Below are 21,058 nucleotides of genomic sequence, written 5' to 3'. Positions count from 1 at the left end.
CTGCACGCACGACGAAAGCGACCCCTCCCATGGATCTCGGCGTCCGCTGGAAACTGCACGGCGACGGACGCACCCCGGCGCCCGGTGCGGTGGTCCGGCCCGATGAGCGGCTGACCTGGCCGCGCACCGCCGGACTCGGCGCCCAGCACGTGGTCGCCATGTTCGGCGCGTCCTTCGTCGCCCCGGTCCTGATGGGCCTGGACCCGAATCTGGCCATCATGATGTCGGGCGTCGCGACGGTCGTGTTCCTGCTGGCGACGCGCGGGAAGGTGCCGAGCTACCTCGGCTGCTCGCTGTCGTTCGTCGGGGTCGCCGCCGTGATCCGCGCCCAGGGCGGCAGCAGCGCCACGGTGACCGGCGCGGTCTTCGTGGTCGGCGCCGCGCTGTTCCTCGTGGGGCTCGCGGTGCGGCGGTTCGGGGCGCGGATCATCCACGCGGCGATGCCGCCCATCGTCACCGGCGCGGTGGTGATGCTGATCGGCTTCAACCTCGCCCCGGTGACCGCGTCCACCTACTGGCCGCAGGACCAGTGGACCGCCCTGCTGGTGATGCTGTTCACCGCGTTCGCCGTGGTGTGTCTGCGCGGCTTCTGGTCGCGGATCGCGATCTTCCTGGGCCTGCTCTTCGGGTACGGCGTCTCCTGGGCGTTCGACCGGATCTTCGGCCGGATCCACTCGGTCGACGCGAGCGGCAAGGTCACCGACCACTGGCGGCTGGACTTCTCCGCCGTCGGCCAGGCCGACTGGATCGGGCTGCCCGCCTTCCACGGCCCGTCCTTCGAGTGGTCGGCGATCCTGGTCGCGCTGCCGGTCGTGATCGCGCTGGTCGCGGAGAACGCCGGGCACGTCAAAGCGGTCGGCGAGATGACCGGCGACTCCCTCGACGACAAACTCGGTACGGCGATCTCCGCCGACGGCGTCGGCTCCATGCTGTCGACGGCGGTCGGCGGCCCGCCCAACACCACGTACTCCGAGAACATCGGCGTGATGGCCGCGACCCGTGTCTACTCGACGGCCGCCTACTGGGCCGCCGCCGGTTTCGCCCTGCTGTTCGGTCTGTGCCCGAAGTTCGGGGCGATCGTCGCCGCGATCCCCGGCGGGGTGCTCGGCGGCATCACCGTCATCCTGTACGGCATGATCGGCCTGCTCGGCGCGCAGATCTGGATCAACGCCGACGTCGACCTGCGCAATCCGCTGAACCTGGTCCCGGCCGCGGCCGGCATCATCATCGGCGTCGGCAATGTCTCCCTGAAGATCAGCGACAACTTCTCCCTCAGCGGCATCGCGCTCGGCACCCTCGTCGTCATCACCGGCTACCACGCCCTGCGCGCCTTCGCCCCCGCCCACCTCAAAACCCAGGAACCCCTGCTGGACGAGGGCACCAGTTCGTACGACACACCGGGCGGCGACGGTCAGACGCCGCGCGCCAAGTCGTAGGCGTACGAGGGTGTGAACGTGCCCGGCGTGCCCTTGCAGCCGTCGGACTCGCCGGGGAGCTTCACCCACAGGTAGGCGTCGACGCGGGCCTCGCCGGTGCTGAGCGTGGGTGCCGTACCGATCCGGCGTCCGGCGGGGTCGCACCACTCGCCGTCGGCCGGGGCGCCGTTGCCGTTGCGGCTGGTGTCGATGACCGCGCCGAGCCCGTCGGGGCCGCCGAGGGCGTCCAGCACCTGGCGGGCGTAGCCGATCTCGTCGGCCGTGCGGTGGAAGTTGGAGACATTGCTGAAGATCCCGTCGGAGGACTCGGGCGAGGCCGCGCCCGCCTGCCGCAGCAGCGCGGCCTGATCGGCGGGGGCACGCCAGCCGGAGTGCCCGGCGTCGTAGTACACGCGGGCCCGCGGGTCGGCGGCCTTCAGCACCCGGCCCGCGCGGGCCAGCGAGGCGAACCGGTCGGCGCGCTCGTCCTCGGACAGACAGTCGGACTGCGCGATCGAGTCGGGCTCCAGTATCACGATGACCTCGGCGTCCCCGAGCCCGGCGGCGAAGGCGTCGATCCAGTCGTCGTAGGCGGCCAGATCCGGCGCGCCGCCCTGGGAGTGCCCGCCGCAGTCACGGTTCGGGACGGCGTACGGCACCAGCACCGGGACCCGGTTCTGCGCGGCGGCGCCCGAGGTGACCTCGCGGACCCGGCCGGTGAGGGTGTCGGGCGTGTCGCCGGTGAACCACACCGCCGCCGGGCGGGCGGCTATCGCCGATTCGATGAGGTCGGCGCGCGGATCGCCGGGGTTGTCGCGGACCCAGTCCAGCACCTGGGACTCGGGGTGACGGTAGAGACGGGAGGCGGCGGGGGTGGTCCGGGGTTCGGTCGCGGGCGGGCTGCTCGGTGGGGGCACGGGCGTCGGCGTCACCGTTCGTCCCGGGGTGGGACGGGACGACGGGGAGGCGGACGCGGAGGGCATGACAGCCGACCGCGAGGGCGCGGGCCCGGGCGCGGACGACACGGGGTGGCGTTCGACGCGCGGAGTGCCGGTGACCTCGGCGGGTCCGGCCTCGTCCGGGCGGGGCCGCTCCCCGCTCGCCGCCAGCAGCCCGGCCACCGCCCCGACCGTCACCACCACCGAAGCCGCCACCACCATGGCGTGCCGCCCGGCCGCACGCCTGCGCGCCGCCCGACGGGCCGCCAGGCGCCGCGCACGCGAGCCGGTCATCGTACGATCCTCCGCGTCCCCATCGCCCCCATTGCCCCCGTCATCCCCATGGGCCCCCACTGCCCCCTGCCGTCGTCCCCCACTGCCCCCGCCTTCGCCCCTCACGGCCCTCACCTTCGCCCGCAGGCCGCTCGCCCCTCCCCCGCGACGGCCGCGTCCCCCGTTCTGGGGAAGCGGCGGCCCTTGGGCGCCGCGGGCGGCCCAAGGCTGGGACCCTGCCCCCATGGCGCCGTTGGAACACCTCACCACACCCGTCGACGCGGTGGTCGCACGGATGCGCACCCTCGACGAGACCCTGCCCGCGCGGGACGGGGTCGCCGTCTTCAACCGTGTCTATCTCGCGGTCACCCGGGCCGTGGCCCAGGAGATCGGCACCGGCCGGTGCGCCGGGCCACGGGCGGCGACCACGCCGGACGTACGGTTCGCCGATCCACGGGTGGCGGCCACCCTGGACGTACGGTTCGCCGAGCGCTATCTGACGGCCGTCGACGCGGCGGCACAGGGGCGCCGGCCACCCGCCTGCTGGCGTCCGCTGTTCCAGCTCCGCCGCCATCCCGGTGTACGCCCGTTGCAGTTCGCGCTGGCCGGGGTCAATGCGCACATCGGGCACGATCTGGCGCTCGCCGTGGTGGACGCCTGCCGTACGCTCGACTGCGCTCCGGCCGAACTGGAGGACGAGTTCGACCGGGTGGGCGATCTCCTCGCGACGCTGGAGGAGCACATCCGTGAGGAGCTGATGCCGGGTCCCGATCTGCTCCGGATCGCCGATCCGCTGACCCATCTGCTGAGCGCGTGGAGCCTGGAGCACGCCCGGGACGCCACCTGGGCGGCGGCGCGGGCCCTGTGGGCGCTGCGCGCCCTGCCGGACGTGGCCGCGGAGTTCACCGACCGCCTGGACGCGGCGGTCGGCTTCGCGGGCCGCATGATGCTGACGCCGCTGCCGGGCTGAACGGCGCTCAGTCCTCCGGGAGTTCGACCGGCGCGATCTCGTCGTACCGGTCGCCGGGGCCGGGGTTGGCCGGATCGGTGGTGCCGCCGAGGTGGTGCATCACGCCCCAGACCGCGTTCAGCGCGGTCTGTACGGCCCCCTCGGCCCAGCCCGCCGTCCAGGAGATGTCGTCACCGGCCAGGAAGAGGCCCCGCTTGTCGGCGGGCAGCCGGTCCTGCATGAAGTGGGTGAACAGGCGCCGCTGGTAGCGGTAGTGACCGGGCAGATTGGCCTTGAACGCGCCCATGAAATACGGCTCGTTCTCCCAGGACACGGTCACCGGGTTGCCGATGATGTGCTTGCGGATGTCGACGCCGGGATAGATCGTGCCGAGCGACTTCAGCATGACCTCCATCCGCTCGTGCGCGGACAGCGGCAGCCACTTCAGACTGTCGTCGCACCAGGTGTACGAGAGACAGATCACGGCCGGTTTGTCCGGACCGTCGTCCAGGAGATACGTACCGCGGGTCATCCGGTCGGTGAGCGTCATGGACATCACGTCCCGCCCGGTGTCCTGGTCCTTGTCCCGCCAGAACGGCCGGTCGACGGGGACGAACAGCTTGCTGGACTCCATGTAGTGGGTGCGCTCGATCGCGGTCCAGTGGTCGATCGGGAACAGCGCGTCGTCGCAGGCGATCTGGGAGAGCAGCATCCAGGACTGGGCGGTGAAGACCGCCGCCGGGTAGGTACGGATGTCGCCGTCGGCGTCGGTGACGGTGATCCGGTTCCCGGCGGTGCGGTGCAGCCGGGTGACGGCGGGCCTGGGGACGCCGCCCTCGTGCAGGGAGGCCAGCGAGGTGCCGAGCGCCCAGTGCACGATCTTGCGCGGCTCGCGCTCCCAGAGCCGCAGCGGCAGTTGCTGGGAGCCGCCGACGATGCCCCGGTGGTGGTCGTCGGCCTCGGTGTAGACGACCCGCAGGATCTCCAGGATGGAGTTGGGGAAGTCGGTGTCCCAGCCGCCGGTGCCGAAGCCGACCTGGCCGAAGATCTCGCGGTGCCGGAAGGACGCGAAGGCGTCGGAGTCGCAGAGGAAGCCGTAGAACGTCTGGTTGTCGAGGCGTTCCACCAGCCGGGCCCAGATCTCGCGGATGCGCGGTACGTCCCGCTCGCGCAGGGCGCGGTTCATGTCGGAGAAGTCGGCGCCCTCCTCCAGACACCGGCTCCAGGCGTCGGCGACCTCGCGGTAGACGGGTGGGAGGTCGGCGACGGTCTCGGCGTAGTGCGACTCGCCCTTGAGGTCGACGACGGTCGACGGGGTGGCCTCGGCGAGCGGGTTGGGGAAGGGCCGGGTGGTCAGCCCGACCAGGTCGATGTAGTGCTGGAGGGCGGTGGAGGAGGGCGGGAAGCGCATCGCGCCCATCTCGGCGGTGAGCCCCTCGGTGCCCGGCCCCTCGAAGCCGACGGTCCGCAGCCGCCCGCCGATCCGGTCGGCCTCGTACACGACCGGCCGCAGGCCCATCTTCATCAGCTCGTACGCGGTGACGATGCCGGACAGCCCACCGCCGATGACGGCGACCTCGGTGCCGTGCCCGGTCGCCGGTATCTGGCCGAGCCCCGCCGGGTGCGCGAGGAAATCGTCGTACGCGTACGGGAAGTCCGGACCGAACATGGTGATCGGCGACTGCCGCTCCCCGGCGTGCTCGACGGCGTTGGGCACGGTGGACGTCATGGGGTACGGGCTCCTTGCGGGGTGCTGCGGCGGGGGCCGGGTGCATGGGTACGGCCCGCACGCACCGCCGGGCGACCGGATGGCCGGCGGGGTGGGCGGGTGCGGGGGTCTCCCAAAACGGTAAAGGCGGGGTCAGACGCGGACAAGAAGGGGCTGTTGCGTGCCGGTGCGCGGATCATTGCGTGGATCGGGGGCGGGACGGCGATTCATTGCGTCGCCCCGTCCTCGGCCCCCAACGGTCCGCACCCCCGTACCGCACCGCGCCCATACCCCCTCGTCAGCTCGGCGCCCCCGACGAGAACCGTCTCAGCAGCGGCGACAGCACCAGCACCGACTTGGTCCGCTCCACGAACGGCTCCCCGGCGATCCGCTCCAGCACCCGCTCGAAATGCCGCATGTCGGAGGCGAACACCTGCGCGACGGCATCGGCCTCACCGGTGACGGTGGAGGCGGCCACGACCTCCTGGTAGCGCTCCAGGCCCCGCCGGATGGTCTCCGGCGAGGTGTTGCCCCGGCAGTAGATCTCCACGAACCCCTCGGTCTGCCAGCCGAGCGCCGACGGGTCCACCCGTACCGTGAAGCCGGTGATGGCGCCCGTCGCCCGCAGCCGGTCCACCCGGCGCTTCACGGCGGGCGCGGACAGACCGACGAGCTGCCCGATGTCCGCGAAGGAGCGGCGGGCGTCCTCGGCGAGGGCGTGCAGAATGCGTTCGTCGAGATCGTTGAGCACGGAGGAAGTAGAACACGGCACCGGCCCCCTCCTCGATCCCAGCACTTCCCTGGTCAGAAGGGCGCGAGGATCCGGCCCGGGGCGTCGGCCCACGGGCCGGGCGAAAGAGATCTGCCCCCGGGACTGCCCCCGGGACGGCTCAGCTCCAGCTCGCGTGCAGCGGCTTGCCCTCCGCGTAGCCCGCCGCGCTCTGGATGCCGACGATCGCCTTCTCGGCGAACTCCTCCAGGGAGGCGGCGCCCGCGTAGGTGCAGGAGGAGCGGACGCCCGCGATGATCGAGTCGATCAGGTCCTCGACGCCGGGCCGGTCCGGGTCCAGGAACATCCGGGAGGTGGAGATGCCCTCCTCGAACAGCGCCTTGCGGGCCCGGTCGTACGCCGACTCCTCGGAGGTCCGGTTGGCCACGGCACGCGCGGAGGCCATGCCGAAGGACTCCTTGTAGAACCGGCCCCCGGCATCCTGCTGGAGGTCGCCGGGCGACTCGTAGGTGCCCGCGAACCAGGAGCCGACCATCACATTGGACGCCCCGGCGGCCAGCGCCATCGCCACATCGCGCGGGTGGCGGACCCCGCCGTCGGCCCATACGTGCTTGCCGTACTTCTTCGCCTCCGCCGCGCACTCCAGCACCGCCGAGAACTGCGGGCGGCCGACCCCGGTCATCATCCGGGTCGTGCACATCGCGCCGGGACCGACCCCGACCTTGATGATGTCGGCACCGGCCTCGACCAGATCCTTGACGCCCTCGGCGGACACGATGTTCCCGGCGACGATCGGCACCCGCGGGTCCAGGTCCCGGACCAGCTTGACCGCGCTGATCATCGACTCCTGGTGGCCGTGCGCCGTGTCGATGACGAGGGTGTCCACGCCCGCGGCGAGCAGCCGCTCGGCCTTGCGCGCGACCTCGCCGTTGATCCCGACGGCGGCGGCGATCCGCAGCTTGCCGTCGGCGTCCACGGCCGGGGTGTAGAGCGTGGCGCGCAGCGCGCCGGTACGGGTGAGGATGCCGGCCAGCCTGCCCTCCCGGTCCACGGCGGGCGCGTACCGCCGGTTGGCGCCGTCCAGCCGGTTGAACGCCTCGCGCGGATCGATGTCCGCGTCGAGCAGCAGCAGATCCTTGGACATGACCACTTCGAGCTGGGTGAACCGGTCGACGCCGGTCAGATCCTGGTCGGTGACGACCCCGATGGGCCGCTGGTCCTCATCGACCACGACGCCCGCGTTGTGCGCCCGCTTGGGCAGCAGCGCCAGCGCGTCGGCGACGGTCTGGTGCGGGGCGAGCACGATCGGCGTGTCCAGGACGAGATGACGGCTCTTGACCCAGGCGACGACCTCGGCGACCACGTCGAGCGGAATGTCCTGCGGCAGGACCACGAGCCCGCCCCGCCGCGCCAGCGTCTCCGCCATGCGCCGCCCGGCGATGGCGGTCATATTGGCGACGACCAGCGGAATCGTGGTGCCCGTGCCGTCCGGGGAGCTGAGGTCCACGGCCTGCCGCGAGCCGACGCCGGACCGGCTCGGCACCATGAAGACGTCGTCGTACGTCAGGTCGTACGAGGGCCGGATGTCGTTGAGGAAACGCACGTGCTGCACATCCCAGTCGTTCAGAGGCGGCCCCCGGGCAGGACAGCCAGGGGGAAGAGCACGTACTTCAGTGTCCCATGCCGCCCGGAACGCCCCACCAGGTCACATCATCCAGCCTGGTCAGCCCACGTCTAGGAGCTTCCTCCAAGCGCCAGCGCCACGGTCAGCCCCGCCCCCGCGCCGGCCGCCTGCCCGAACACCTCAACGGCCGTCTCCCACTCCCCCGGCCGCGCGACGGCGTACGCCTCCCAGTTCCGTACGACGATCAGCAGCCCCCGCTCCGCCGACTCCCCGGGCCACAGCTCACGGTCGGCGAGACTGTCGGCCAGCGCGTCCCAGTTCCGCCCGAACCAGTCGGGCAGCGCCAGCGCGCGGGCGCAGCGGTCCATCAGCCCGGCCTTGTCGGTGACCCCGCCGAGGTCGAGGCTCACCTGGACTGCCGTCATGCCGGAACCGCCTCCGTCCACGTACTCGAACTCCGCCCGTCCGGGTCCGTCAGAGTCCTCAGAGCCCGTCGGGGTCCGCCCGGTTCAGCGCGGAGCGCGGCGGGCCGCCGGCCGTCATCAGGTAGTCGGCCGCCGAGGTGTCCGTGACCAGGCTGGTGACCAGCCCCGAGCGCAGTACGGCGTCGATCGCCGCCGCCTTGCGCTGGCCGCCCGCGATGGCGACGACCTCCGGCACCCGGCGCAGCTGGCCGGCCCTGACCGTGATGCACCGCTCCCCGAGGTCCCGCCCGATCCGGCGGCCCTCGGAGTCGAAGAGGTGCGCGGCCATCTCGGCGGCGACACCGAGCGAGGCGTAGTGCGCACGCTCCTCGTCGCTGAGCATGTCGTGCACGGTCGAGATGCCCGGCTCCCAGGAGCCGATGGACACACAGGCCACGGTGACCTTGTCGAAGTACTCGAAGGCACGCGCGAGGCCGGTCTGCTGGCGCAGCGCCGTCGCGGTGGCCGCGTCCGGCAGCAGCATCGGCGCGTAGATCGGGTGGGCGTCGCCGCCGGACACCTGGGCGGCGCGGCGCACGGCCTCCACCGAGCCGCGCTCGGAGGTCCCGGCGTCGTAGACCCCGGTCAGCTGCACGACCGTGCACGGCGGGAGCTTGTCCAGCGCGGCGGCCATGTGGATGGTGGACCGGCCCCAGGCCAGGCCCAGCACATCGCCCTCGTTGACGAGTTCGCCGAGCAGTTCCGCGGCGACCTCGCCGAGGTTCTCGGGGTCGGGGGTCTCCTCGGCCTCGGCCGGGGACTCGACCACCACGGCGTGCCGCAGGCCGTAGCGGGCGCGCAGCGCGTCGGAGCGCTCGGCGTCCAGCTCGGCCGGGACGCGGATCTCGATGCGTACGAGATCCCGTTCGAGGGCGGTCTCCAGGACCCGGGCCACCTTGAAGCGGCTGACGCCGAACTCCTCCGCGATCTGGATCTTCGATTTGCCCTCAAGGTAGAAGCGGCGGGCCATGGCCGCCGCCTGGACCAGCTCAGCGGGTCCCATCCGCATGGCTGACCGGCCCGCCGACATACCCGACACGGCGTTCTCCTCACTGCTGTTCACATTCTGGATTCGCCGTTCATCCTCGCAGATCCGGCGGAGTTGATCAGCCCTGATAGGAGCCGTTCACATTTCCTTGGCCGGGTGTCTGCCCGGTCGGGCAGTTCCCGGACCGGACCGACCGCCGGCCCCGGGGTGGGTGGTCCACCCCGGACCGTGCAGGTGGGTGGGGTTGCCGGTGCCGGTGGTCCAGTGGGACGCGCGTCGGCGCTCGTCACACCCCGTGCTGGTGCGCGCACGCCCAGGAGGCGCGGGCGCCGGCCGACTCGGCCTGACTGCGCAGGGCACGGACCGCCTCGGCCGGGTCGGCGGCCCCGTAGACGGCCGAACCGGCGACGAAGACGTCCGCGCCGGCCTCGGCGCATCGCTCGATCGTGGCCGCCGACACCCCGCCGTCGACCTGGAGCCAGAGTTCAAGTCCGTGTTTGGCGATCAGCTCACGGGTCCGGCGGATCTTCGGCAGCATGATGTCGAGGAACGCCTGCCCGCCGAAGCCGGGCTCGACGGTCATGATCAGCAGCATGTCGAGTTCGGGGAGCAGATCCTCGTACGGCTCGATGGGGGTCGCGGGCTTGAGCGCCATGGCGGCGCGGGCGCCCTTGGCGCGGATCTCGCGCGCGAGGCGCACGGGCGCGGCGGCGGCCTCGACGTGGAAGGTGACGGAGGAGGCCCCCGCCTCCACGTACTGCGGGGCCCACCGGTCCGGCGCCTCGATCATCAGATGCAGGTCCAGCGGGGTGTCCGTGGCACGGGCCAGCGATTCCACGACCGGCACGCCGAGGGTGAGGTTCGGGACGAAGTGGTTGTCCATGACGTCGACATGGAGCCAGTCGGCTCCGTCCACCGCCTTGGCCTCCTCGGCGAGACGCGCGAAGTCGGCGGACAAAATGCTGGGACTGATCTGAACGGGCATGCCCTAAGCGTCCCATGCCGGACGAGGACCGACCGAGGGGGTACGCGACGGACCTGGCCGTCCGTCGGGCATGGGCCTTGCGGCCTCCTTGGGCGACGGGGGTGCGGGCGGCTTCCGGACGGCCCGGCGGGGCAGCGGCCGGAGGGGCGGGGGCCGGGCCAGAGGTACGGGGCAGAGGTCCATCGCTCCTGCTCCGGTACAGCTTTGATCACCCTTGGGGCGGGCCAAGGGCACGGGGCGGACCCCGACCGTCCGCCCGGCGTGGCCTCTGCGCCGCCCTGGACGGCAGGGGTGCGGACGGCTTTCGGACGGCCCGGCGGGGCAGCCGACCGGACGGCCTGCCAGCAGCCCGAGCGCGGCGGCGGCCCGCCGCGGCGCAAGGAGGCACGGGGGGGCGGCTCGGCCGCCTGCCCCGCGTGGGGCCCGCGCCACCGGACGGGAGGAGTGCGCGGGCGCTTTCAGGACCCCGGGCGCGGCAGCGGGGCGCGCGGCCGTCGGGCAGCCCGGGGCGCGGCAGCGACCAGACACCGTTCAAACGGCCCGGCGCGGCGGTGGCCAGGGCCTTCGGGCGGCTCGGCACAGCACTGGCCGGCAACACTCCGGTGCCCCGACGCGGCAACGACCGCATCCCTCAAGCCGACCGGCACACCAACGGCCCGGCGGCCGTCAGGCAGCCCCGCGCAGCACCGGGCCCGGCAGCCCTCAGCCGGTCCGGCACAGCAACGACCAGCAACGGCCCCTGCGCGCCGACGCGGCAACGACCGCAACCCTCGAACCGACCGGCACGACAACGGCCCGGCAGCCCAGCCCTCAGGCGGTCCGGCGCAGCAGCGCCAGGTACATGGCGTCCGTGCCGTGCAGGTGGGGCCAGAGCTGGATGTCGGGGCCCTCGCCGAGGTCCGGTACGCCGGGCAGCAGCGGGCGGGCGTCGATGAGGTCGGCGCCGGGGAACTGCTTGAGCAGGTCGGCGACCACCGCGCGGGTCTCCGCGAGGTGCGGTGAGCAGGTGGCGTAGCCGACGATCCCGCCGACCCGGACGGACTCCAGCGCCGTGCGCAGCAGACCGCGCTGGAGCGGGGCGAACCCTTCGAGGTCGTCGGGGCGGCGGCGCCAGCGGGCCTCGGGGCGGCGGCGCAGGGCGCCGAGACCGGTGCACGGTACGTCCATCAGGACCCGGTCGAAGGTGCCGGGCCGCCACGGCGGACGAGTGCCGTCGGCGGTGATCACCTGATACGGGCCGGGGTTGCCGTCCAGCGCCCGCGCCACCAGCCCGGCCCGGTGCGGCTGCCGCTCGGCGGCCAGCAGGGTGGCACCCCGCCCGGCGGCGAGCGCGGCGAGCAGCGCGGCCTTGCCGCCCGGCCCGGCACAGCCGTCGAGCCAATTCTCATCGGGACCGTCGACCGGCGCGTTCGCGAGGGCCAGCGCGACCAGCTGACTGCCCTCGTCCTGCACCCCGGCCCGCCCCTCGCGCACGGCCTCGACCGCGCCGGGCTCACCGCCCTCGGCCAGCCGCACGGCGTACGGCGACCAGCGCCCCGGCACGGCGGCCTCCTCGCGCAGCAGCTCGTCGGCCGTGGCCCGCCCGGGACGGGCGACCAGCGTCACCTCCGGCCGCGCGTTGTCGGCGGCGAGCAGTTCCTCGATCCCGGCGCGGCCCCCGCCGAGCGAGTCCCACAGCGCGGAGACCACCCAGCGCGGGTGGGAGTGCACGACGGCGAGATGGTCCTCGGGGTCCTCGTCGTAGGGCGGCGCGATCCGCGCCAGCCAGGCGTCGAGATCGTCCTGCGCGATCTTCCGCAGCACGGCGTTGACGAACTTGGCCCGTCCGTCGCCGAGCACCACCCGCGCCAGCTCCACGGTCGCGGACACCGCGGCGTGACTGGGGATGCGGGTGCCGAGCAATTGGTGCGCGCCCAGGGCCAGCACGTCCAGCACCGGCGGGTCCACCTCGCGCAGCGGCCGGTCCACGCAGGCGGCGATGATCGCGTCGTACGTCCCCTGCCAGCGCAGCGTGCCGTACACCAGCTCCGTCGCCAGCGCCGCGTCCCGCCCGTCGAAGCCGTCCTTCTCCCGCGCCTTGCGCAGCAGCGGGGGCAGGACGAGGTTGGCGTACGCGTCCCGTTCGTCCACCGCGCGCAGCGCGTCGAAGGCGAGGATGCGGACGGGGTCCTTCTGGGGACGGCGGTAGGGCTTGCCCGTCTTGCGGGGCCGACGTGCGGTGTCGCTCACGAAAAGGTGCTCCGGATGGGTCCGTCGATGGGGTCCGTCGATCTGTGCATGCTGTGGGTAGATCTGTGTATGTGGGGTGCACCCAGCGTACGTCGCGGAGCGGGGCGCGTTTCCGCCGCGAGCGCGGCCGGATTGCGCCGGAGCGCCTCGACCACGCTGGTGTCACGCGGGCGCTCCTCGCCGCCACGGGGGTCTCGCGAGCGCCCCCCACACGCCCGGAGCCCCCCAGGGCCTCTGGGGCACGCCCGGAGCCCCCTCCACGCACCAGCGCCGGGCCCCGGGCAGCCATTGCTCGCGGGAATTACCCCCCGAGCACCTCACCGTCGGCGTCACGCACCCCGCGCGCCCAGTCGGCCGCCCGCATCGGCTTCTTGCCCTGGGCCTGCACCCACAGCAACTCGACGGCGTGCGAACCGGTGCCGACGTAGACATTGTTCTTGCCGACGGACAGCCGCCCCGGGGCGAGTTCCTTGCGCTCCGGCACCGGCGCGACCTGGATCAGCTTCAGCCGCTCGCCCCGGAACACGGTCCAGGCGCCGGGCGCGGGCGTGCAGCCGCGCACCACCCGGTCCACGCGCAGCGCGGGCGCCGCCCAGTCGACGTGCGCGTCCTCGACGGCGATCTTCGGGGCGAGGGAGACACCGTCCGAGGGCTGCGGTACGGCGGTCAGGGTGCCGTCCTCGATGCCGTCCATGGTCGCGGCGAGCAGCCCCGCGCCCGCGAAGGCTAGCCGGGTGAGCAGGTCGCCGCTGGTGTCGGTGGGGCGGATGACCTCGGTGACCGTCCCGTACACCGGCCCGGAGTCCAGCCCCTCCTCGATCAGGAAGGTGGACGCGCCGGTGATCTCGTCGCCCGCCATGACGGAGTGCTGCACGGGCGCCGCGCCGCGCCAGGCGGGCAGCAGGGAGAAGTGCAGATTGACCCAGCCGTGCGCGGGGACGTCGAGGGCGACGCGGGGCAGCAGCGCCCCGTAGGCGACGACGGGGCAGCAGTCCGGGGCGATCTCGCGCAGCCGCTCCAGGAAGTCCGCATCGCGCGGCTTCGCCGGCTTCAGCACCTCGATGCCGGCCTCCGCCGCCCGCTCGGCCACCGGTGAGGCGACCAGTCGGCGGCCCCGCCCGGCGGGCGCGTCGGGCCGCGTGACGACGGCGGCCACCTCGTGCCGCCCGGAGGCGAGCAGGGCGTCCAGCGCGGGTACGGCGACTTCGGGGGTACCGGCGAAGACCAGCTTCATAGGGGGGATCGGGCCTCTCGGGCGGGGGTCGACACGGCGGCGCGCGCGGCTGTCGGTGCGGGCAGCGCACCAGTGTAAGCGGCGGGCCACTGCGCGACGGAGCCGCCCGCGCACGCGCCGCCACCGGGGGCGTACGCATATGCCCTTACGCCCCTGAACCGTGACCCGTGGCGCGAAGACGCGTTGGTCAAGAAAGAGTTGACCAACGGGCCGCGGTCGCGACCCGATCCTTTCTCCTCAACGCCGGTTCGAGAGGCTTGTTCATGGCCGACCACGCAACCCACGACGCCCAGGCTCGGGCCAGCCTGCACTTGCTGGTGCGGGACATCGAGCGGGTCCGCCGGCAGGTGGACGCGTTGCGCACCCTCACCGCCCAACTGGGCAACGTCTACCGCCCGCGCCGCTCGGGCCCCTCCACGGGCTTCGTCGTCTACGGACGGGCCCCCGCCCCGACGGTCCGTCTCGCCCAGGAACTGCGGGACAGTGTCGAGACCCTGGTCACCGCCGCGGTCGACTTCGACCGCTCGCTCGGTTTCTCGTGGGACGCGGTGGGCTCCGCCCTCGGGGTCACCAAGCAGGCGGTCCACCGCCGCTACGGCTCACGCCGGGCCACCGCGCAGGCCGCAGCCGAGGCCGAACGCGCGACGGAGCCGTCGGGCAGCCGCCCGGTCGGCGTGCCGGGCGCCCTGCCGACCGTCCCGGCCGCCCGCGCGATGCCGACCCAGCCGACCGCGGGCAGCCCGTCCCTGCGGGACGACCCGCGCCCTACAGCGTTCCCGGGCCCGCGCAACGGCTGACCGGCGGCGCCCGCCCGCACACCCGCTGATCTCCCGCCCTCCCGGCCTCGTCCGGGAGGGCGGGATTCTGCCATTTGGGCGAACATTTCCCCCTACCCCCGGGGCGAAGGCCCGAGCCCTGCCCCGTCGATCCCGCTCCCCCCTCCGATCCACCGCCCGTCTCACCCGATATCCGGCGGATCCACCCGCACCCGAACCGCCGCCCCTTCCCCTCCCCCGCCCTTGGCCATCCGAGCCGCCTGTGCGGTCTTCAGGGCGGAGGCGAGAGCGGCCCCGCTGCCCGGCGGCACCCGTACCAGCACCCGGTCCCAGTGCTCGCCCGGCGGTGGAGCACCGGTCCGGCGGGGCCGGCCGGGGGCCGCGTCCGGCACCGGGACGGGCCCGAGCAGCTCCGCGTCCGGCGGAAGTCCGGCGGCGGCCAGGAACTGGGCGACGGCCTCGGGTGGCCCGGAGAGCGACGCCATCCGGGAGACGGGCGGGAACCCCAGTTCGGCCCGCTCGGCCAGCTCGCGCACGGCGTGCCCGACGGGATCCCAGCGCACCAGCGCCTGTACGGGCCGCAGGGTCGGCTCGGCGACGATCACGACGGTGCCGCCGGACGGCTGGCCGCGTACCAGGGCGGCGGCGGCAATCCAGCGCCGCAGCGCGTCCTCACCGGCGCGCAGATCGGGCCGTCCGAGCATCGCCCAGCCGTCGAGCAGCAGGGCGGCGGCGTAGCCCCCCTCGGCGACGGGCTCGGCCCCCGGTGTGCTGACGACCAGCGCGGGCGCTCCCGGCACCGTGTCCAGCACATGCTCGCGCCCGGAGGTCCGTACCGGAACCGCGGGAAAGGCCCGCCCGAGTTCCTCGGCGGTCCGGCGCGCCCCCACGATCTGTGCGCGCAGCCGGAAGGACCCGCACTCCGGACAGTGCCAGGCGCTCTCCTCCCGCCCGCACCACCCGCACGCGAGCGTCTCGCCCTGGGCGCGCGCCTCCAGCGGCCCGGAACAGTGCCGGCAGCGGGCGGGCGCCCGGCACTGCGCGCAGGCCATCCGCGGCACGTACCCGCGCCGGGGCACCTGCACGAGCACCGGCCCGTGCCGCAGCCCTTCCCGCACGGCCTGCCAGGCGAGGCTGGGCAGCCGCGCGGCCCGCGCCGCCTCGTCCCGCGCGAGATCCCCGTCACCGACGGTCCGCACCAGGGGCGCGCTCGCCCGCACCCGCTCCCGGGACGCCACGACGGGCCGCGCCCAGCCGCTCTCCACGAGCTGCGCGGCCTCGACCGTGCAGCTCCAACTCCCGAGCAGGAAAGCACACTTGTCCAGTGCGGCCCGCAGCAGCAGCACTTCACGCGCATGGGGCTGCGGAGCGTGCGGCTCGCTGTGGCTGTCGTCGCCGTCGTCCCAGATGGCCACCAGCCCGAGATCGCGCACGGGCGCGAACATGGCGGCCCGGGTGCCCACCACGGCCCGCACGGACCCACGCCGGACCGCCAGCCACTGCCGGTACCGCTTCTCGGGCCCCGCCTCCGCCGTGAGCACGGCGTGCCGCCCCTCCCCCAGCACCTCGCTCAGCGCGGCGTCGACCCGCGCGACGGCCCGCCCGTCCGGTACGACGACCAGCGCCCCGCGCCCCGAGGCGAGCGTGGCGGCGACGGCAATGGCGACCTCCTCGCTCCACTCGGGTCCGGGCAGGGCGTTCCACACGGCGCGGGGAGCGCCGCCGGAGGCCAGCGCCTGGATGAACGCGCCCCCGTTCTCGTACCGCCCCCAGGTCCCCGCCTCCGGCGCCTTCGGCGGCGGTGACGGTTCCGGCGAGGGGCGGCCCTCGGCGCGCGCGTTGCGCGGCGGCACGGCGAGTTGCAGCACATCGGCCAGGCTCCCGGCGTACCGGTCGGCGACCGCACGGGCCAGCCCCAGCAACTCCGGGTCCAGCACCCGCTCGGGGGACACGACCTGCGCCAGGGCGGCCAGCGGTCCGGAGTAGTCGCTCTCGGCCCGCCGCTCGATCAGAAACCCGTCGATCAGCCCCCCGCCCTCGCGCCGCCCCTCCCGCACCCGGTGCCGCCCGGCACCGAAGCGCACCCGCACCCGCACCCCCGGCTGGGCCTCGGCGTCCAGCTCCCGGGGCACCGCGTAGTCGAAGTACCGGTCGAGATGCAGCACCCCCTTGTCCACCAGGACCCGCGCCACCGGCAATTCCTCCGCCAGCGCGGCCCCCCGCCAGGTCCGCGGCTTGGCCCGTGGCACCTTCGCCTGCCGCACACTCTCCCGAATGAACGCGAGCTGCTCCGGCGGCGCCCCCGCGCCCCCACCCTCCACCGGCTCATCCTCGCTGCTCACACTTGCATTCTTACCAAACGGCACTGCCAACACGACGGGACCGCCCGCCCGGCCCCGGCTCCCTCTCGCGCCCCCAGCCCTCCAGCCCTCCGGGCCCCCGAGTTCCCCGGGCGCCGCGCAGACCGAAACGCCGAGGCCCGGCCCCCCGAAGGGAACCGGGCCTCACGCGAACCGTGTTGTCCTACAGCCCCACAGCCGTGCGCAGCGCGTCCACGCGGTCCGTGCGCTCCCACGTGAAGTCGGGCAGCTCGCGGCCGAAGTGGCCGTACGCGGCGGTCTGGGCGTAGATCGGGCGCAGCAGGTTCAGATCGCGGATGATGGCGGCCGGGCGGAGGTCGAAGACCTCGTCGATGGCCTTCTCGATCTTCTCCGGCTCGACCTTGTGGGTGCCGAAGGTCTCCACGAACAGGCCGACCGGCTCGGCCTTGCCGATCGCGTAGGCGACCTGGACCTCGCAGCGGGAGGCCAGGCCCGCCGCCACGACGTTCTTCGCGACCCAGCGCATCGCGTACGCGGCCGAACGGTCGACCTTGGACGGGTCCTTGCCGGAGAAGGCGCCGCCGCCGTGCCGGGCCATGCCGCCGTACGTGTCGATGATGATCTTCCGGCCGGTCAGTCCGGCGTCGCCCATCGGGCCGCCGATCTCGAAGCGGCCGGTCGGGTTGACCAGCAGCCGGTAGCCGTCGGTGTCCAGCTTGATGCCCTCGTCCAGGAGCGCCTTCAGCTCGACCTCCACCACGAACTCGCGGATGTCCGGGGCGAGCAGCGACTCCAGGTCGATGTCCGACGCGTGCTGCGAGGAGACGACGACGGTGTCCAGACGGACCGCCTTGTCGCCGTCGTACTCGATGGTGACCTGCGTCTTGCCGTCGGGGCGCAGGTAGGGGATCGTGCCGTTCTTGCGGACCTCGGAGAGGCGCTTCGACAGCCGGTGCGCCAGGAAGATCGGCAGCGGCATCAGCGTCGGCGTCTCGTCCGACGCGTAGCCGAACATCAGGCCCTGGTCGCCGGCGCCCTGCTTGTCCAGCTCGTCGTCATCGCCTTCGACCCGGTTCTCGTACGCCGTGTCGACGCCCTGCGCGATGTCCGGGGACTGCGCGCCGATCGACACCGACACACCACAGGAGGCGCCGTCGAAGCCCTTCTTGGACGAGTCGTAGCCGATCTCCAGGATCTTCTCCCGGACCAGCTGCGGGATCGGCGCGTAAGCCTTGGTGGTGACCTCTCCGGCCACATGCACCAGACCGGTCGTGATCAGGGTCTCGACCGCGACCCGGGAGGTCGGGTCCTCGCGCAGAAGCGCGTCGAGAATGGTGTCGCTGATCTGGTCAGCGATCTTGTCGGGGTGACCCTCGGTCACGGACTCCGAGGTGAAAAGGCGACGGGACACAACGCTCCCTGAGGTTGCAGCGGCTGCTGGCTGATCATTGGCGGACGGGTCGGGAGCTGCGCCCGCCCGCGTCCGAGAACAGTTTATCGGTCGCGCTCCGCCGCGGGCCCATCTGTCTCGCCTCTCGGAAGCGCTGTGACCTGCGGCACGGGCATTCTGCCCAATGCCGGGCGGCATTGGCCAGGGCCGCCACGCGCCAATGTGGCCGGTGGGGAGGGGGTGCGCGGGGTTGTGCGGGGGTCGACGAGGGGGTGTGGGGTGGGCGCCTCAGCCCAGTCTCGGCGCCACCAGGTCCCACACGGTTTCGGCCAGGGCCTCCTTCGGCCCGTACGGCACGGGGGTCTCGGAGCCGTCGGCGCCCAGCACGACCGCCTCGTTCTCCTCGGAACCGAAGGTCTTGCGCTCCCCCACCTCGTTCACCACCAGCAGGTCGCAGCCCTTGCGGGCCAGCTTGGCGCGGCCGTTGGCGAGCACCTCGTCGGTCTCGGCGGCGAAGCCCACGATCACCTGTCCGGGCCGGGCCCGTTCGGCGGAAATCTCCGCGAGGATGTCCGGATTCCGTACCAGCGTGATGGGGTCGGGCCCGTGGTCGTCCCGCTTCTTGATCTTCCCCTGGGCGTACACGGCGGGCCGGAAATCGGCGACGGCGGCGGCCATGACCACCGCGTCGGCATCGGCGGCGGCCTTGAGGACGGCCTCGCGCAGTTGGACGGCCGTGCCGACCCGGACCACGTCCACGCCCGCCGGGTCGGGCAGCGCGGCGTTGGCGGAGATCAGGGTCACCCGGGCGCCCCGCGCGGCGGCGGTGCGGGCGAGGGCGTAGCCCTGCTTGCCGGAGGAGCGGTTGCCGAGGAAGCGCACCGGGTCGAGCGGCTCGCGGGTGCCGCCGGCGCTGACCACCAGATGGCGCCCGGCGAGATCGGGCTCGCGCACGCCCCGGGCGAGCACCCGGCGGCAGACCTCGAAGATCTCGGCGGGGTCGGGCAGCCGGCCCTTGCCGGTGTCGACGCCGGTGAGCCGGCCTACGGCGGGTTCGATGACGAGGGCGCCGCGGCGGCGCAGCGTCGCCACGTTCTCCTGGGTCGCCGGGTGTTCCCACATCTCCGTGTGCATCGCGGGTGCGAAGACCACCGGGCAGCGGGCGGTGAGCAGGGTGTTGGTGAGCAGGTCGTCGGCGAGGCCGTGGGCGGCCCTGGCGAGGGTGTCGGCGGTGGCGGGGGCGACCACGACGAGGTCGGCGCTCTGTCCGATGCGCACGTGCGGCACCTCGTGGACGTCGTCCCAGACCTCCGTGGAGACGGGGTGGCCGGAGAGCGCGGACCAGGTGGCGGCGCCCACGAAATGCAGTGCCGACGCGGTCGGCACGACCCGGACGTCATGGCCGGACTCGGTCAGCCTGCGCAGCAGCTCGCACGCCTTGTAGGCGGCGATGCCACCGCTGACCCCCAGCACGACCTTGGGCTTGTCCACCGTCTCTCCCCGGGTTCGCGATCACGTACGCGTTCTATGACACACCACAGGCCCGGCGAAATGTCGCCGGGCCTGTGGAAAAGTCTGCCGCGAGCAGTAAATCGTACGAATTACTGCCTATCGCGTCACTGTATGCCGCATCAATGTCTGAGGCGTCACTGTCTGTCGCGCGGACCGCTTACTGCGCCGGGCCGTCAACGGCCTCGGACGTCAGCAGCCCCGCGTTGATCTCGCGGAGGGCGATCGACAGCGGCTTCTCGTGGACGTGGGTGTCCACCAGCGGACCGACGTACTCAAGGAGACCCTCGCCGAGCTGCGAATAGTACGCGTTGATCTGGCGGGCACGCTTGGCCGCATAGATCACGAGGCTGTACTTCGAGTCGGTGGCCTCAAGAAGCTCGTCGATCGGCGGGTTGATGATGCCCTCGGGCGCGGAGATGGAAGAGGACACGCTCTAACCTTCCGATGGGTGGGTGAAGCTTTCAAGGAGTGGAAGCACTGGTCGTGATCACATCACGATCGCTTACACAACATCCATCAAGGCTAGCAGCTCGCGCGCCACGTCTTCGACGGAGGTGTTGACCAGGGTGGTGTCGAACTCCGGCTCGGCCGCCAGCTCGATCTTCGCGGCCTCCAGCCGGCGCTCGATCACCTCGGGGGGTTCGGTGCCTCGCCCGGTGAGTCTGCGCACCAGCTCCTCCCAGCTGGGCGGCGCCAGGAACACCAGTTGGGCCTCGGGCATGGAGTCACGGACCTGCCGGGCGCCCTGGAGGTCGATCTCCAGCAGGACGGGCTCGCCCGCCGCCAGCCGTTCATGGACGGCCGCGCGCGGAGTGCCATAGCGGTTCCCGGCGAACTCGGCCCACTCCAGCAGTTCGCCGTTGGCGATCAGCTTGTCCATCTCCTCGTCGGTGACGAAGAAGTAGTGGACGCCGTGCTGCTCGCCGGGGCGCGGCCTGCGGGTCGTCGCCGACACCGAGAGCCAGACCTCGGGGTGTGCCTTGCGCATATGAGCGACGACCGTGCTCTTGCCGACCCCGGAGGGGCCGGAGAGCACGGTCAGCCGCGGACGTGCGTCCGGGGGCTCGGGGGTCGTCCCCCGGAATGTTGCAGCCATGCTGCGATTATTCCAGCAAAGCCGGAGTGGTCCGGACTCAGTTGCCGGTGCTGCCGAACTCACGCTCCAGCGAGGCGATCTGGTTGGACCCGAGACCGCGCACACGACGGCTCTCGGAGATGCCGAGGCGCTCCATGATCTGCTTGGCGCGGACCTTGCCCACGCCGGGGAGCGACTCCAGGAGCGCGGAGACCTTCATCTTGCCGATGACGTCGTTCTCCTGACCCTGCTTGATGACCTCGTGCAGGGAGGCGCCGGAGTGCTTGAGTCGATTCTTGACCTCGGCCCGCTCCCGGCGAGCCGCGGCGGCCTTTTCGAGCGCGGCTGCGCGCTGTTCGGGGGTAAGGGGCGGAAGAGCCACGCCTACGTCACCTCGGATGTCGAACTGTCGGATACGGACCGGTGAGGAACCTAATCGCCCCACAC

At 72.9% G+C, this 21,058-nt stretch carries 18 protein-coding genes; 3 read left to right on the top strand and 15 right to left on the bottom strand.

Annotated features, from left to right (window positions below):
- Positions 1 to 29 precede the first annotated feature (29 nt).
- The gene (locus ACFXAZ_RS22215) at positions 30 to 1,436 is read left to right on the top strand and encodes a uracil-xanthine permease family protein (protein ID WP_384593831.1); all 1,407 of its coding nucleotides are present in this window, start codon (positions 30 to 32) and stop codon (positions 1,434 to 1,436) included.
- On the opposite strand, the gene ACFXAZ_RS22210 is transcribed toward ACFXAZ_RS22215, so the two are convergent.
- Entirely contained in the window at positions 1,412 to 2,575 is a 1,164-nt protein-coding gene (locus ACFXAZ_RS22210) for a glycoside hydrolase family 6 protein (RefSeq protein ID WP_384593905.1), read from the bottom strand. The genes ACFXAZ_RS22215 and ACFXAZ_RS22210 overlap by 25 nt on opposite strands.
- A gap of 295 nt (positions 2,576 to 2,870) precedes the next feature.
- On the opposite strand from ACFXAZ_RS22210, the gene ACFXAZ_RS22205 reads away from it, so the two are divergent.
- Positions 2,871 to 3,596, top strand: coding sequence for a DUF5995 family protein (locus tag ACFXAZ_RS22205; protein ID WP_384593828.1), 726 nt, complete (start codon positions 2,871 to 2,873; stop codon positions 3,594 to 3,596).
- 7 nt (positions 3,597 to 3,603) lie between these two features.
- Here ACFXAZ_RS22205 and ACFXAZ_RS22200 read toward each other — a convergent pair whose 3' ends face one another.
- The 8 genes from ACFXAZ_RS22200 to fmt form a co-directional block, all read right to left on the bottom strand.
- Positions 3,604 to 5,304 (bottom strand): flavin monoamine oxidase family protein, encoded by a 1,701-nt coding sequence (locus ACFXAZ_RS22200; RefSeq protein ID WP_384593825.1) that lies wholly within the window; start codon positions 5,302 to 5,304, stop codon positions 3,604 to 3,606.
- A gap of 277 nt (positions 5,305 to 5,581) precedes the next feature.
- The gene (locus tag ACFXAZ_RS22195) at positions 5,582 to 6,034 is read right to left on the bottom strand and encodes an Lrp/AsnC family transcriptional regulator (protein ID WP_384593902.1); all 453 of its coding nucleotides are present in this window, start codon (positions 6,032 to 6,034) and stop codon (positions 5,582 to 5,584) included.
- Positions 6,035 to 6,173: 139 nt separating this feature from the next.
- Complete coding sequence (locus tag ACFXAZ_RS22190) at positions 6,174 to 7,616, bottom strand: GuaB1 family IMP dehydrogenase-related protein (RefSeq protein ID WP_384593899.1); 1,443 nt, start codon at positions 7,614 to 7,616, stop codon at positions 6,174 to 6,176.
- Positions 7,617 to 7,747: 131 nt separating this feature from the next.
- On the bottom strand, positions 7,748 to 8,062 hold the full coding sequence (locus ACFXAZ_RS22185; RefSeq protein WP_384593820.1) for a barstar family protein: 315 nt from the start codon (positions 8,060 to 8,062) through the stop codon (positions 7,748 to 7,750).
- Positions 8,063 to 8,120: 58 nt separating this feature from the next.
- Entirely contained in the window at positions 8,121 to 9,164 is a 1,044-nt protein-coding gene (locus ACFXAZ_RS22180) for a sugar-binding transcriptional regulator (protein WP_384593817.1), read from the bottom strand.
- 211 nt (positions 9,165 to 9,375) lie between these two features.
- Positions 9,376 to 10,074 (bottom strand): ribulose-phosphate 3-epimerase, encoded by a 699-nt coding sequence (rpe, locus tag ACFXAZ_RS22175; protein ID WP_384593814.1) that lies wholly within the window; start codon positions 10,072 to 10,074, stop codon positions 9,376 to 9,378.
- An 810-nt stretch (positions 10,075 to 10,884) separates the two neighbouring features.
- Positions 10,885 to 12,303, bottom strand: coding sequence for an RsmB/NOP family class I SAM-dependent RNA methyltransferase (locus ACFXAZ_RS22170; protein ID WP_384593811.1), 1,419 nt, complete (start codon positions 12,301 to 12,303; stop codon positions 10,885 to 10,887).
- 301 nt (positions 12,304 to 12,604) lie between these two features.
- Positions 12,605 to 13,537, bottom strand: a complete 933-nt coding sequence (gene fmt, locus ACFXAZ_RS22165) for a methionyl-tRNA formyltransferase (RefSeq protein ID WP_384593808.1) — start codon at positions 13,535 to 13,537, stop codon at positions 12,605 to 12,607.
- A gap of 263 nt (positions 13,538 to 13,800) precedes the next feature.
- Here fmt and ACFXAZ_RS22160 point away from each other — a divergent pair, with 263 nt between their 5' ends.
- Positions 13,801 to 14,334 carry a hypothetical protein gene (locus ACFXAZ_RS22160; RefSeq protein WP_384593805.1) on the top strand — a complete coding sequence of 178 codons (534 nt, stop codon included), beginning with the start codon at positions 13,801 to 13,803 and terminating at the stop codon, positions 14,332 to 14,334.
- 161 nt (positions 14,335 to 14,495) lie between these two features.
- Here ACFXAZ_RS22160 and ACFXAZ_RS22155 read toward each other — a convergent pair whose 3' ends face one another.
- From ACFXAZ_RS22155 to ACFXAZ_RS22130, 6 genes are all read right to left on the bottom strand, one after another.
- Positions 14,496 to 16,655, bottom strand: a complete 2,160-nt coding sequence (locus tag ACFXAZ_RS22155) for a primosomal protein N' (protein WP_384593802.1) — start codon at positions 16,653 to 16,655, stop codon at positions 14,496 to 14,498.
- Positions 16,656 to 16,836: 181 nt separating this feature from the next.
- Entirely contained in the window at positions 16,837 to 18,045 is a 1,209-nt protein-coding gene (metK, locus tag ACFXAZ_RS22150) for a methionine adenosyltransferase (RefSeq protein ID WP_382687510.1), read from the bottom strand.
- A gap of 267 nt (positions 18,046 to 18,312) precedes the next feature.
- Positions 18,313 to 19,515 (bottom strand): bifunctional phosphopantothenoylcysteine decarboxylase/phosphopantothenate--cysteine ligase CoaBC, encoded by a 1,203-nt coding sequence (gene coaBC / locus ACFXAZ_RS22145; protein ID WP_384593798.1) that lies wholly within the window; start codon positions 19,513 to 19,515, stop codon positions 18,313 to 18,315.
- A 178-nt stretch (positions 19,516 to 19,693) separates the two neighbouring features.
- On the bottom strand, positions 19,694 to 19,966 hold the full coding sequence (rpoZ, locus tag ACFXAZ_RS22140; RefSeq protein ID WP_106415143.1) for a DNA-directed RNA polymerase subunit omega: 273 nt from the start codon (positions 19,964 to 19,966) through the stop codon (positions 19,694 to 19,696).
- Positions 19,967 to 20,038: 72 nt separating this feature from the next.
- The gene (gene gmk, locus ACFXAZ_RS22135) at positions 20,039 to 20,632 is read right to left on the bottom strand and encodes a guanylate kinase (protein WP_384593794.1); all 594 of its coding nucleotides are present in this window, start codon (positions 20,630 to 20,632) and stop codon (positions 20,039 to 20,041) included.
- A 37-nt stretch (positions 20,633 to 20,669) separates the two neighbouring features.
- Complete coding sequence (locus ACFXAZ_RS22130) at positions 20,670 to 20,993, bottom strand: integration host factor (protein ID WP_190206445.1); 324 nt, start codon at positions 20,991 to 20,993, stop codon at positions 20,670 to 20,672.
- Between the last annotated feature and the right edge of the window lie 65 nt (positions 20,994 to 21,058).

Source organism: Streptomyces sp. NPDC059477 (assembly GCF_042749375.1).
GTDB lineage: Bacteria > Actinomycetota > Actinomycetes > Streptomycetales > Streptomycetaceae > Streptomyces.
Note: the sequence above shows the minus strand (reverse complement) of the source record. Positions and strands in the feature narration are given on the sequence as shown.